Origin of the sequence: Rhodococcus ruber, from assembly GCF_027270735.1 — a bacterium.
Taxonomy (GTDB): domain Bacteria; phylum Actinomycetota; class Actinomycetes; order Mycobacteriales; family Mycobacteriaceae; genus Rhodococcoides; species Rhodococcoides rubrum_A.
The window spans coordinates 9,877-23,136 of sequence record NZ_JAPWIJ010000003.1; the positions used below are offsets into that span (position 1 = coordinate 9,877).

The following is a 13,260-nucleotide window of genomic DNA, read 5'->3' on the forward strand; positions in this document are numbered from 1 at the left end:
GCTGCCTCGGACCGCGACTGGCGGACAGTCGGCGACAGCGATCCACGCCGTTCGTCGGCAGCGTTAGCGACCGTACCGACGACGAGCATTCACCGCTAACCCGCCCCCGACTGCCGGCGTGACGCGGCATCGACTATGCGAGACCTGCTTCGATGTCGTCGCGCAGACGAGTCGCTGCGTCCCGTAGAGCGGTGACCGACGGGCCGGCCGCCAGAACACCGCGAGACGAATTCGGGAGCACGAGCTCACGGCAATCGCGGAAGATGTCTGCGAGGTCGGCAATTGTCGCCCCTTGCGCTCCCAGACCCGGCGCGAGGATCGGTCCGGTGTAATCCGACAGATCGAGACCGTGATCACGCGTGGCACCGACGACCAGTCCCACCGTGTCGGGATCGACACGGTTACGTACGACCGCCGCGTCGACGATCGACTGAGCGACCGATCCGCCGGGCGTGGTCGTGGCCTGCTGCAGAGTCGCCCCTTCGGCATTGGACGTCCTGGCCAATACGAACACGCCGCGATGGTGCCGCACCGCTCGCTCGACGGTCTCGTTCAGAGAATCGAAGCCCAGGTACGGCGACACCGTGACCGCATCGGAAGACAGCGGCGACTCGGGCTCGAGCCACGCCTGTGCGTATGCATCCATCGTCGTGCCGATATCGCCGCGCTTGGCATCCGCGATCACCAGCGTGCCCGCGTCGCGCAACACACTGACGGTGCGCTCGAGGACCGCATACCCCGCGGACCCGTATGCCTCGAAGAACGCCACCTGTGGCTTGACGATCGCCACTTCGCCGACGAAAGCCTCGACGCACAGCTCGGCGAACACCTCGAGACCGTCGGCCGAGCGCGGCAACTCCCACGCCTCGAGCAGCGCCGGATGCGGATCGATTCCGACACACAGGCGACCGCGAGCCGCGACGGCGGCGCGCAACCGATCCGACCAACTGCGATGACTCACGGAACCACCAGCCCCTCCTTCAATCCCGCATGCAGGTCCTGGAGCGAGCGAACACCGATACCGCCGGCAATTCCGGCTTCGATGCCCTGTACAGCCGCCGACGCACCCTGCACCGTGGTGATGCACGGAATGTTCTGCGCCACTGCGGCACTCCGAATCTCGTACCCGTCGACGCGCGGGCCGGAGTTGCCGTACGGGGTGTTGATCACCATCGCGATGTCACCGGCAAGTATCCGGTCGACGATGGTCCGCTCCCCCTCCGGCACCTCCTCGCCGGATTGCTTGTAGACCTGCTCACATTTGATTCCGTTGCGCCGCAACACATCTGCAGTACCTTCGGTCGCCAGGATCGTGAAGCCCAGATCCGCGAGTCGCTTCACCGGGAAGATCAGTGATCGCTTGTCCTTGTTGGCCACCGACACGAACACCGCGCCGCCCGCGGGCAACGAGCCGTACGCGGCGGTCTGGCTCTTGGCGAACGCGGTACCGAAATCGAAGTCGATTCCCATCACCTCGCCGGTGGACTTCATCTCTGGGCTGAGCAGGGTGTCCACCCCGGTTCCGTCCGCGCGGCGGAACCGGTTGAACGGCAACACCGCTTCCTTGACTGCGATCGGGGCACCGGCCGGGACGGTGCCACCGTCCCCGGTCTCGGGCAGGATGCCTGCGGTCCGTAGCTCGGCAATGCTCTCCCCGAGCATCACTCGGGCGCAGGCCTTCGCCAGCTGCACGGCAGTCGCCTTGGAGACGAACGGAACGGTGCGGCTCGCACGCGGGTTGGCCTCGAGGACGTACAGAATGTCGTCCTTGAGTGCGTACTGAACGTTGAGCAGGCCGCGCACGCCGATACCCTTCGCGAGGGCTTCGGTGGACCGTCGGACGTTCTCGATGTCGGTCTTGCCGAGCGTGATCGGCGGCAACGCGCACGCCGAGTCGCCGGAGTGGATACCGGCCTCCTCGATGTGTTCCATGATGCCGCCGATGTAGACCTCGGTTCCGTCGCACAGCGCGTCGACGTCGATTTCGACTGCATCTTCGAGGAACCGGTCGACCAGCACCGGACGGTCGTCCGAGATCTCCGTCGCGTTGGAGATGTACGTCGCGAGAGATGCCTCGTCGTACACGATTTCCATGCCGCGTCCACCGAGTACGTACGACGGGCGGACCAGTACCGGGTACCCGATGCCGGACGCGATCTCACGGGCCCCGTCGAACGTGGTCGCCGTGCCGTACTTGGCTGCCGGAAGTCCGGCTGCATCGAGAACCTTGCCGAACTCGCCACGGTCCTCGGCCAGATCGATGGCCTCGGGTGACGTTCCGACGATAGGAACGCCCGCGGCTTTCAACCGCTTCGCCAGGCCGAGCGGAGTCTGGCCGCCCAGCTGCACGATGACCCCGCGCACCGTTCCCGAAGCGGCCTCGGCCCGGTACACCTCGAGAACGTCCTCGAAGGTCAGCGGCTCGAAGTACAGGCGATCGGCAGTGTCGTAGTCGGTGGAGACGGTTTCGGGGTTGCAGTTGACCATGACCGTCTCGTAGCCGGCCTCGGACAGCGTCAGCGCCGCGTGCACACAGCTGTAGTCGAATTCGATGCCCTGACCGATGCGGTTGGGACCGGATCCCAGGATGAGCACCTTGGGCCGGTCCGGCTGCGGGGCAACCTCGGTTTCGGCTTCGGGGTCGAGCTCGTAGGTGCCGTAGTGGTACGGGGTCTTGGCCTCGAACTCCGCCGCACAGGTGTCGACGGTCTTGTACACCGGGTGCACGCCGAGCTCGTCGCGCAACGCACGCACACCGTCCTCCCCGTCGAGTTCGGGGCGCAACGCGGCGATCTGGCGGTCGGACAGCCCGTGGTACTTCGCCTGTCGCAACAGCACCTCGTCGAATTCGGCCGCCTCGCGAACCTGGACGCCGAGTTCGTGGATCTGCTGGAACTGATCGAGGAACCACGGGTCGATCTTGGTCGCCTCGAACAGCTGCTCGAGGGTGGCACCCATCGCGAACGCCTTCTCGATTCCGTACATCCGACCGTCCTGAGGAACGGACAGGTCCTTCAGCAGCGCCTCGAGGCTCTCTGCCTCGACCTCGGGGCCGGTCCAGTAGCCCGCGCGCTTGGTTTCGAGCGAGCGCATCACCTTGCCGAATGCCTCGGTGAAGTTGCGGCCGATGGACATCGCCTCACCGACGGACTTCATCGTCGTGGTCAGCGTGCCGTCGGCACCGGGGAACTTCTCGAACGCGAATCTGGGTGCCTTGACGACCACGTAGTCCAGGGTCGGCTCGAAGCACGCCGGGGTTTCGCGGGTGATGTCGTTGACGATCTCGTCGAGGGTGTAGCCGATGGCCAGCTTGGCAGCCATCTTCGCGATCGGGTAGCCGGTGGCCTTGGACGCCAGTGCCGACGAGCGCGACACGCGTGGATTCATCTCGATGACGACGAGTCGGCCGTCGGCCGGATCCATCGCGAACTGGATGTTGCAGCCACCGGTGTCGACGCCCACCTCGCGCAGGATGTCGATGGAGAGATCGCGCATCTTCTGGTACTCGCGGTCGGTCAGCGTCATCGCCGGTGCAACGGTCACCGAGTCGCCGGTGTGCACGCCGACGGGGTCCACGTTCTCGATGGAGCAGACGATGACCACGTTGTCGCGGCCGTCGCGCATGAGCTCGAGTTCGTATTCCTTCCAACCGAGGATGGACTCCTCGATGAGGACGTTCGCCGTGGGCGAGGCCGCGAGCCCACCGCCGGCGATCCGGGTCAGGTCTTCGTCGTTGTAGGCCAGTCCCGATCCGAGACCGCCCATGGTGAACGACGGACGCACGACGACCGGGAAGCCGAGCTCTGCGACGGTCGCGCGCACTTCGTCCATCGTGTAGCAGACAGCCGACTTGGCGGACTCGCCACCGACCTTGGCGACGATGTCCTTGAACTTCTGACGATCCTCACCGCGCTGGATCGCGTCGAAATCGGCACCGATCAGCTCGACGCCGTACTTGGTGAGAATCCCCTGATCGTGCAGTGCGACGGCGGCGTTGAGCGCCGTCTGGCCACCGAGGGTGGCGAGCACAGCTTGGATGGGGTGCCCCTGCTCGGCCTCGCGCGCGAAGATCTTCTCGATGAACTCCGCCGTGATGGGTTCGACGTAGGTGGCGTCGGCGAACTCGGGATCGGTCATGATCGTCGCCGGGTTGGAGTTGACGAGGCTGACGCGGAGCCCTTCCTCGCGCAGCACTCGGCAGGCCTGGGTACCGGAGTAGTCGAACTCGCAGGCCTGACCGATGACGATCGGGCCCGATCCGATGACCAGGACGTGGTTCAGGTCTGTGCGGCGTGGCATTACTTCTTCTCCTGAAGGACGCTGGTGAAACGGTCGAAGAGGTAGGCGGCATCGTGCGGACCGGCCGCGGCCTCGGGGTGGTACTGCACGGAGAAGGCGCTCCCGTCGATCAGCTCGACGCCTTCGACGGTGCCGTCGTTGGCACACGTGTGGCTGATCCGGGCGCGGCCGAAGTCGGTGTCGAACTCCTCGCCTGCTTCGCCTTCGAGTGCGAATCCGTGGTTCTGTGCGGTGATCGCGATGCGACCGGTGGTGTGCTCGATCACCGGGATGTTCATGCCGCGGTGGCCGAACTTCATCTTGTAGGTGCCGCGGCCGAGCGCCCGGCCGAAGATCTGGTTGCCGAAGCAGATACCGAACAGCGGCAGCTCACGTTCGAGTACCTGCCTCGTCAACGCGACGCTGGTGTCGGCCGTGGCCGGGTCGCCCGGTCCGTTGGACAGGAAGACACCGTCCGGGTTCAGTTCCAGAACCTGCTCGATGGTGGTGTTCGACGGCACTACGTGCACGCGGATACCGCGCTCGGCGAACATCCGCGGGGTGTTGGTCTTGATACCGAGATCGACTGCAACGACGGTGAATCGAGCGTCGCCGGACGGCTCGATGGTGTAGCCGGCTCCAGTGGTCACTTCACCGGCGAGATCGGCACCGAGCATCGACGGCTGACCGACCACCTGCTCGAGCATCTCGTCCGAGGTACCGAGCGCGTCGCCCGAGAACACTCCTGCTCGCATCGAGCCGCGGGTACGCAGGTGCCGGACCAGAGCGCGCGTGTCGATTCCGGCGATGCCCACGACGTTCTGCGCCTCGAGCTGATCCTGAAGAGTCCCGGTCGAGCGCCAACTCGAGGTGCGGCGGGCTGGATCTCGGACGACGTAGCCGGCGACCCAGATCTTGTTGGGATCCTGGGCGCTTGCTGCTTCACCGTCCTCTTGGTTCCAGCCGGTATTGCCGATCTGCGGGGCAGTCGCGACCACGATCTGTCGGTGGTAGCTCGGGTCGGTGAGTGTCTCCTGGTACCCGGTCATTCCGGTGCAGAACACGGCTTCGCCGAGCGTGCGCCCCTGTGCGCCGAATGTGGTGCCGCGGAATGTCCGGCCGTCCTCCAGAACAAGAACTGCGCTGCTCACGCGGTTTCCTCCTTGGTTTCTCCGGTGGAACTCGCTGTCCACACCGGGTAGATCTGCTTGTCGTCGGCCCGGAAGCCGGTGTCTATCTCGGTCCCCGTGGGAAGCTCCCAGCGAATGACCAGGAGCCCGTCCTTGGTCATGACCTTGCCCGCCAACCCGCGTTCGGTGCGGATCGCGCGAATCGATTCCGCTGGAATCCAGATGGGAGTTTCGCCGTTCCGATCGAGAAGAATTCCCTTCTCGTATCGGGAGAGTTCACCGGTCGCGCGGTGGCCGATGTCGCCGACGGCGATCCGGTCCTGCCAGCTCGGCGCGATGGTGCTGCCGACGTAGAGGCCGGTGGTCGGCTCGATGTGCGTGGCACCCAGATCGTCGGGCACCGCCGGGAGTGCACCGATTCGCTCTTCCTGACGCTTCTGCCGTCCTCGCCAACCCCAGAAGATCAGCGCGATCATCAGCGCCCAGAACAGGATGAATCCGATGACGATGAGAACTCTGTCCACGGCTCTACTCCCCTGCCCTGTTCGCCACTGAGCCTGTGTTTGCTACTGCGCCGTCGCGGACGGTGATTCGTCCGCGCAACACGGTCGTGGTCACCTTCGATGAGAAGGTCATGTCCTCGAACGGCGTGTTGTGCGCGACGCTGGCCAACTTCTTGCCCGATACCGTCCAGCTCGCGTCCGGATCGACCACGGTGAGGTTGGCGATCTCGCCCACCTCGATCGGCCGGCCCTGGTCGGCCAATCCGACGATCTGCGCGGGACGCTCGCTCATCACTCGCGCCACACCCCGCCAATCGAGCAGGCCGGGAGTCACCATCGTGTCGACCACGATGGACAGTGCGGTCTCCAGTCCGAGCATGCCGGGACGTGCGATGGAGAACTCACAACATTTGTCCTGCTCGGCGTGGGGCGCGTGATCGGTTGCCACGCAATCGATCACGCCGTCGGCGAGGCCTCGACGGAGGGCGTCGACATCGGACGTCTCGCGTAGTGGTGGATTCACCTTGTTGATCGCGTCGTACGTTTCGAGACACGAGTCGTCGAGCAACAGATGATGTGGGGTGACCTCGGCGGTAATCGAAATGCCTTGTCCGCGAGCCCATTTCATCAGTTCGACGGTGCCCGCAGTGGAGGCATGGCAGATGTGCACCCGTGCGCCCGCGTCTCGGGCCAGCAGTGCGTCGCGCGCGACGATCGATTCCTCTGCCGCACGCGGCCACCCGGCCAGTCCGAGCCGCGCCGCAGTGGGCCCCTCGTGTGCGACGGCACCGACGGTGAGCCGGGGCTCCTCGGCGTGCTGAGCGATGAGCACGCCGAGCGAACTCGAGTACTCCAGCGCCCGACGCATGATCAGTGGATCGTCGACGCAGTGGCCGTCGTCGGAGAACATCTTCACCCGGCCGACTCCCGCGGCCATCGTGGCCATCTCGGCGAGTTGCTTGCCCTTCAACCCGACGGTGATCGCTCCGACGGGGTGGACGTCGACGAGCCCGACTTCCTGTCCACGGCGCCACACATGGTCGGTCACGACCACCGAATCGGCAACCGGATCGGTGTTCGCCATGGCGAACACCGCGGTATAACCGCCGAGAGCGGCAGCGGCGGAACCGGATTCGATCGTCTCCGTATCCTCGCGGCCCGGCTCACGCAGATGCGTGTGCATGTCGACGAATCCAGGCAGCAGAATGTGGCCGCGGGCGTCGATCACCTGCGCGCCGTCGGCATCGAGGTCGGCACCGATTGCGGCGATCTCCTCGCCGGTGATCAGCACGTCGGTTTGGGAGCCCTCGCCGTACAGCAGGACGCCCCGCAGCAGAACCGAGGACGTGGATGCGGTCACGAAGCCCCCCCGTCCGAACCGACCAGCAATCGGAACAGCACTGCCATCCGCACGTGAACTCCATTCGTAACCTGTTGCAAGACTGCAGTTTTGGGAGAATCGGCCACCGATGATGCGATCTCCATGCCGCGCAGCATCGGACCGGGATGCAGCACGACGGCATGGTCGGGCAGCAGCTCCAGCCGGCGCTGCGAGAGCCCGTAGGTGATGGAGTACTCCCGAGCCGAGGGGAAGAACCCGCCGTTCATCCGTTCTGCTTGGACGCGCAGCATCAGCACGGCGTCCAATCCGGGCAGTTCGGCGTCGATGTCGTGTGACACCCGCACCGGCCAGCCGGTCACTCCGACGGGAAGCAGAGTCGGTGGCGCGATCAGCACCACCTCGGCGCCGAGCTTGGCCAGCAGAATCGCGTTGGAGCGCGCCACCCGGCTGTGCAGGATGTCGCCGACGATCGCGACGCGTCGGCCGGCGATGTTGCCGAGACGTTGACGAACCGTCAGAGCGTCGAGCAGGGCCTGGGTGGGATGTTCGTGGGTACCGTCACCGGCGTTGATGACGGCAGGACCTCCACCAGGAGTGGAGCCTGCGGAACGACCATCGAGGCCAGCACCTTGATCTGCGGTCCACTGAGCGATCTGGTGAGCCGCACCCGATGCCGGGTGCCTGACGATGAGGGCGTCGGCTCCGGCAGCGCGCAACGTCATCGCGGTGTCGCGGAGCGACTCCCCCTTCGACACCGACGAACTGCTGGCACTGACGTTGATGACGTCCGCACTCATCCACTTGCCGGCCACCTCGAAGGAGACGCGAGTGCGCGTCGAATTCTCGAAGAAGACCGTCATGATCGTGCGGCCACGCAGCGTCGGCAGCTTCTTCACCTCGCGGCCGAGCAGCGCCTGCTCGAATCGTTCGGCTTCGTCGAGAAGTTCGGTGGCCGAGTCGACGGTGAGATCGGCGACCGAGAGTAGGTGCTTCATCGCGCCGATCCTCCCTCGGACAGGCTGACACCGTCGCGGCCGTCGTGTTCGGACAGCAACACCGAGACGTCCTCGGTGCGCGCGGTGGGGACGTTCTTGCCCACGTAGTCCGCGCGGAGGGGAAGTTCGCGGTGGCCGCGGTCGATGAGAACTGCCAGCTGCACGGCGCGCGGACGACCGAGATCCCGTAGCGCATCGAGCGCGGAGCGGACGGTTCTGCCCGAGAACAGCACGTCGTCGACCAGCACGACCAACGCGTCGTCGACGCCGCCGACCGGGACCGACGTCCGCTCGAGGGGGCGGTGCGGCTTGTTGCGCAGATCGTCGCGGTACAGCGTGATGTCGAGAGACCCCAGCGGGGGTCGCACGCCGGAGAATGCCTCGATGCGTTCGGCGAGGCGTTCGGCCAGGGTGGTGCCGCGAGTGGGAATGCCCAGCAGGACGACGCGCGGCGAGTCAGCCGCGTCGAGAGCAGTTTTCTCGATGATCTGATGAGCCATGCGGGAGATGGTTCGTCCCACATCGGCCGAGGACAGCAATTCGCGAACGGCAGGGTTCGCAGACGAGCTTTCGGGCGCAGGCAAACTACGACCTCCTTCTCCGCCTCTCTGGACGGATCGTTAAAGGATGTCTGACATAGAACTGCGTAGAGCCTAGCAACGCTCTGCGAACCACACCTACCAGGCTCGCAGAGCGTTCGGTCACAGGACCGTCGAGCGTTCGATCAGTGCTCGGCGTCGACGGACGCGTCGCCGGGCGTGCCTGCCTGTGGACGGCTCGATACGGCCGCCGCGGCAGCGCGTACCTGCGGTGCCACGAGGACGATCTGGCCGAGCACACCGTTGACGAAGCCGGGCGAATCGTCGGTTGACAACTGTTTGGCCAGCTCCACGGCCTCGTCGACGGCCACGACCGGAGGCACGTCGGTGGCATGGAACAGCTCCCAGACGGCAATGCGAAGGATGGCCCGGTCGACCGCAGGAAGACGCGTGAGCGTCCAGTCCTTGAGGTGATCGGCAATCACTCCGTCGAGGCGATCCAGGTTCTCCGCAACGCCCTCGACCAACGTCGAGGTGTAGTCGCTGACCGGCGCGATGGTGTCGTCGGCTCGAGCGAGTTCGATGCGCTCGGCGGCCAGGTTCACCGGATCGACGTTGCGCGCCTCTGCCTCGAACAGAAAGTCCACCGCGCGCTTGCGGGCCTTGTGACGCGCGCCCAGCTTCTTCGCGCCGGGGGCACCGTTCTGCGCGCCGGAGGATGTCGACTTCTTCGATGACACGTTAGGAGTTCACACGCCCGAGGTAGTTGCCGTCACGCGAGTCGACCTTGAGCTTGTCGCCGGTGTTGATGAACAGCGGCACCGAGATCTCGGCTCCGGTCTCGAGTGTCGCAGGCTTGGTACCACCGGTGGAGCGGTCGCCCTGCAGACCCGGGTCGGTGTGCTTGACCTCGAGCTCGACGGTGACGGGGAGCTCCACATACAGCGGGACGCCCTCGTGCATGGCGACCTGGACCCGGAGGTTCTCGAGCAGGAAGCGGGCCCCGTCGCCGACGGTGGCCTCACCGATCGAGAGCTGGTCGTACGTGTCTGCGTCCATGAACACGTAGTCGCTACCGTCGTGGTAGAGGTACGTCATGTCGCGGCGGTCGACCGTTGCGGTCTCGACCTTCACACCGGCGTTGAACGTCTTGTCGACGACCTTGCCCGAGAGCACGTTCTTGAGCTTGGTCCGCACGAATGCGGGCCCTTTACCTGGCTTGACGTGCTGAAATTCGATGATCGACCACAGCTGGTTCTCCAGGTTGAGAACCAGTCCGTTCTTGAAATCGCTGGTGGAAGCCACTTGCTTCGCGTCTCCTCAATCGTTTGTGCGCGTGACGCGCCGTCGGTCACGGGCTTGGATTCGCTCCTGCCCGCGCGCTAGACGGACGTGAGTTCCTTGCTTGTCAGGGTGAGCAGTTCCGGACCCCCGTCGCGAACGACGAGTGTGTCCTCGATCCGAACGCCGCCGCGACCGGAGAAGTAGACACCCGGCTCGACGGTGACCGCTGCACCGCTCAGCAGTGTACCGGTGCTCGTCTTCGCGATTCCCGGCGCTTCGTGGATTTCCAAGCCAACGCCGTGACCGAGCCCGTGCAAGAAGTATTCGCCATACCCTGCGTCCTCGATGACCGAGCGCGACGCCGCGTCGACCGAGGCGGTGTTCACCCCTGGCGCCAGCGCCTCGCGACCGGCCGTCTGGGACCGCTGCACCAACTCGTACAGGTCGCGCTGCCACTGCGCCGGACTACCGATCACGAAGGTCCGGGTCATGTCGGAGTGGTACCCGCCCACGAGCGCACCGAAGTCCAGCTTCACGAAGTCACCCGCGGCCAACACCGCATCCGTCGGTCGGTGATGCGGCACGGCCGAATTGACGCCTGCAGCCACGATGGTCTCGAACGAGATCGCATCGGCACCGTGGTCGAGCATCGCAGATTCCAGTTCGCGGGCCACCTCACGCTCGGTTCTCCCGGCGCGAATGCTGCCTCTGCTCAGCAATTGAGCGAGCGCGTCGTCGGCGGCGCGGCACGCGTCACGGAGCAATCCCACCTCGAACTCGTCCTTGACCATGCGCAACGACTCGACGACACCAGGTGCGCGCACCAACTCGACGCCCCCGCCCAACTCGGCCCAGCTGCGATGGGCATCGACCGTCACCACGTGACTCTCGAATCCGATGCGGCCGCCACGACCCGACACTCCCGATCGAAGAAGGTGTATCGCCGACGCGCGGTCGATCTCGGCACGCAGATCCGGCACCTGCTCGGCGACCTGGGTGACATACCGACCGTCGGTGCAGATCACGGTCTCGTTCTCACCGTCGACCGAATCCGCCGCCGAGACCAGCAGGGCCGCATTCGAGCCGGTGAAACCGGTCAGATAACGCACGTTCAGCAAGTCGGTGATCATTATCGAGTCGAGGCCGTCGGTGGCCAACAGTTCTCGCAGGGCACCACGACGGGCACCGAAATCAGCAGGCATGCGCTCGACATTACTGCTCGCCCCGACGTGCCTCGGCCCGGACACATCGGGCTCCGACTTTGTGGGCCCTGCCACACGAACGGCGACGTGCGGATATGCTGTGCCGCATGACTGGGTGGGCAGTGCGTGGCATAGGTATGGGATTGATCAACGCCGTCGTTCGATTGCTGCTGGGGGCGGCAGTATCGATGTGGCCGCTGAGCGGCTCGGCGCTGCGATGGGTGGCGTATGCCCTCGTGATCCTCGTGATCGTCGTCTGGGCAGGAATCGACGGCGTCCGCGATCGACGCAATAATCCTGATCCCGACGACGGCCAGGACCTGACGATGGTGTGGCTCAAGGCCGCGGTCGTCGCAGGATTGCTCGCTGGACTGCTCAGTTGGATCATCGACTTCTTCGTCGACTTCAGCCTCGGGCAGAACGGTCTGCTCTTCGAGCTCACCTCCGGTGCGGCCTTCACCATCCTCACCACCTTCGTCGTTGCCAGCATTGCGGTGTTCGTGGGTCGGCTGATCGTGAACCGCGACGCGAAGAAGAAGCTGGCCACCTCCGACGCCGACCGTGCCCACGACCGCGAGCTGGTCAATGCAGGCAGCGCGGAGCGCGCCGCGGCGAGTCGCGGCACTCGATCGCAGGCAGAATCAACGCAGTCCGAACCTCAGTGGGCCGCCGAGCACGGCGAAGCCGACACCGAGGTGTTCTCGGCGGTGGACGCCGACGGGAAGCCCCGGTTGGACAAGCGAAGCAACCGGCACGGCACCGCCGACGGTTCCTGACTTCCGCGACAGACACACGGGCGGTGAGTGACGCATGACGCGTCGCTCACCGCCCGTTCTCATCTCGTCCGAAGCCCGGGGCCGAGTGTCACAACATGATGGCCGAACCACCGGTTGCCGGGGCCTCGCGACCGACCGCGGAGAACGCGGCGACGAGTAGAGCCGGATCTGGACCCTCCAGCCGTCCCGGCTTGGCCAGACCGTCCAGGACTACGAACCGCAACAGTCCGGCGCGGTTCTTCTTGTCCGTCTGCATGCCCTTCAGCAGGTCCCCGAACGCGTGCTCGTCGTAGGTGACCGGCAAGCCGACCGATTCGAGAATCGATCGATGCCTGTCGGCTGTGGTGTCGTCCAGACGACCGGCAAGCCGGCCGAGCTCGGCCGCGAACACCAGGCCGACCGACACTGCGGCACCGTGGCGCCACCGGTACTGCTCGCGCCGCTCGATGGCGTGGGCAAGCGTGTGACCGTAATTCAGGATCTCGCGCAGGTTCGACTCGCGCAGATCCGCCGCCACGACCTTCGCCTTGACCTCGACCGATCGCTTGATCAACTCCGGTAGAACATCACCGGTCGGATCGAGCGCCGCCGCCGGATCGGCCTCGATGATGTCCAGAATCCTCGGATCGGCGATGAAACCGGTCTTGATCACCTCGGCCATGCCCGAGACGATCTCGTTCTTGGGCACGGTCTCGAGCGTGGCGAGGTCGATCAGCACGGCAGCCGGTTCGTGAAAGGACCCGACGAGGTTCTTGCCGGCGTCGGTGTTGATGCCCGTCTTGCCGCCGACGGCCGCGTCGACCATGGCGAGCAGCGTCGTCGGTACGTGCACGATACGAACCCCACGCATCCACGTTGCTGCCACGAACCCGGCCAGGTCCGTCGCGGCTCCGCCGCCCAGGCTGACGATGGCATCGCTGCGGGTGAGACCGATACGGCCCAACACCTCCCAGCAGAATCCCGCCACAGCGAGGTCCTTACCGTCCTCGGCATCCGGGATCTCGATGCGGTGTGCGTCGATTCCCTTCTCCGCCAATGCCGCACGCACGGCCTCGGCCGTTTCGGCCAGCGGTGGCTGGTGAAAAATCGCCACGGTGGCGGTTCCGGCGAGCTCGTCGACGAGGTCCGTCAACAGACCTCGGCCGATGATCACCGGGTACGGGCTGGCAGTCTCGACCTGGACTCGCACTGGCTCTGTCATCGAATCACCT

12 protein-coding genes are annotated in these 13,260 nt (G+C 65.5%); 1 reads left to right on the forward strand and 11 read right to left on the reverse strand.

Annotated elements, in window-relative coordinates; translation table 11 throughout:
- Positions 1-133: 133 nt before the first annotated feature.
- The 10 genes from pyrF to O4220_RS07255 all read right to left on the reverse strand — a co-directional run bounded on the left by pyrF (position 134) and on the right by O4220_RS07255 (position 11,273).
- Entirely contained in the window at positions 134-961 is an 828-nt protein-coding gene (gene pyrF / locus O4220_RS07210) for an orotidine-5'-phosphate decarboxylase (protein ID WP_269603005.1), read from the reverse strand.
- Entirely contained in the window at positions 958-4,299 is a 3,342-nt protein-coding gene (carB, locus tag O4220_RS07215) for a carbamoyl-phosphate synthase large subunit (protein WP_269603006.1), read from the reverse strand. Before carB ends, pyrF begins: the two co-directional genes overlap by 4 nt.
- The gene (gene carA, locus O4220_RS07220) at positions 4,299-5,429 is read right to left on the reverse strand and encodes a glutamine-hydrolyzing carbamoyl-phosphate synthase small subunit (RefSeq protein ID WP_269603007.1); all 1,131 of its coding nucleotides are present in this window, start codon (positions 5,427-5,429) and stop codon (positions 4,299-4,301) included. Before carA ends, carB begins: the two co-directional genes overlap by 1 nt.
- Positions 5,426-5,932 (reverse strand): transporter, encoded by a 507-nt coding sequence (locus O4220_RS07225; RefSeq protein ID WP_269603008.1) that lies wholly within the window; start codon positions 5,930-5,932, stop codon positions 5,426-5,428. Before O4220_RS07225 ends, carA begins: the two co-directional genes overlap by 4 nt.
- Before the next feature lie 4 nt (positions 5,933-5,936).
- On the reverse strand, positions 5,937-7,271 hold the full coding sequence (locus O4220_RS07230; RefSeq protein ID WP_269603009.1) for a dihydroorotase: 1,335 nt from the start codon (positions 7,269-7,271) through the stop codon (positions 5,937-5,939).
- A complete protein-coding gene (locus O4220_RS07235; RefSeq protein ID WP_269603010.1) occupies positions 7,268-8,248 on the reverse strand; it encodes an aspartate carbamoyltransferase catalytic subunit in 981 nt (326 codons plus the stop codon). The genes O4220_RS07230 and O4220_RS07235 overlap by 4 nt, the downstream gene beginning before the upstream one ends.
- The gene (gene pyrR / locus O4220_RS07240; protein ID WP_032377801.1) at positions 8,245-8,832 is read right to left on the reverse strand and encodes a bifunctional pyr operon transcriptional regulator/uracil phosphoribosyltransferase PyrR; all 588 of its coding nucleotides are present in this window, start codon (positions 8,830-8,832) and stop codon (positions 8,245-8,247) included. The genes O4220_RS07235 and pyrR overlap by 4 nt, the downstream gene beginning before the upstream one ends.
- Positions 8,833-8,972: 140 nt before the next feature.
- Complete coding sequence (nusB, locus tag O4220_RS07245; RefSeq protein ID WP_269603011.1) at positions 8,973-9,527, reverse strand: transcription antitermination factor NusB; 555 nt, start codon at positions 9,525-9,527, stop codon at positions 8,973-8,975.
- Position 9,528: 1 nt separating this feature from the next.
- Complete coding sequence (gene efp / locus O4220_RS07250; RefSeq protein ID WP_027496978.1) at positions 9,529-10,092, reverse strand: elongation factor P; 564 nt, start codon at positions 10,090-10,092, stop codon at positions 9,529-9,531.
- A 77-nt stretch (positions 10,093-10,169) separates the two neighbouring features.
- Positions 10,170-11,273: a M24 family metallopeptidase gene (locus tag O4220_RS07255; protein ID WP_269603012.1), complete on the reverse strand. Its 1,104-nt coding sequence runs from the start codon at positions 11,271-11,273 to the stop codon at positions 10,170-10,172.
- 107 nt (positions 11,274-11,380) lie between these two features.
- Here O4220_RS07255 and O4220_RS07260 point away from each other — a divergent pair, with 107 nt between their 5' ends.
- Complete coding sequence (locus O4220_RS07260) at positions 11,381-12,049, forward strand: B-4DMT family transporter (RefSeq protein ID WP_269603013.1); 669 nt, start codon at positions 11,381-11,383, stop codon at positions 12,047-12,049.
- Positions 12,050-12,137: 88 nt separating this feature from the next.
- Here O4220_RS07260 and aroB read toward each other — a convergent pair whose 3' ends face one another.
- Positions 12,138-13,250, reverse strand: a complete 1,113-nt coding sequence (aroB, locus tag O4220_RS07265) for a 3-dehydroquinate synthase (RefSeq protein WP_269603014.1) — start codon at positions 13,248-13,250, stop codon at positions 12,138-12,140.
- Positions 13,251-13,260: the final 10 nt, after the last annotated feature.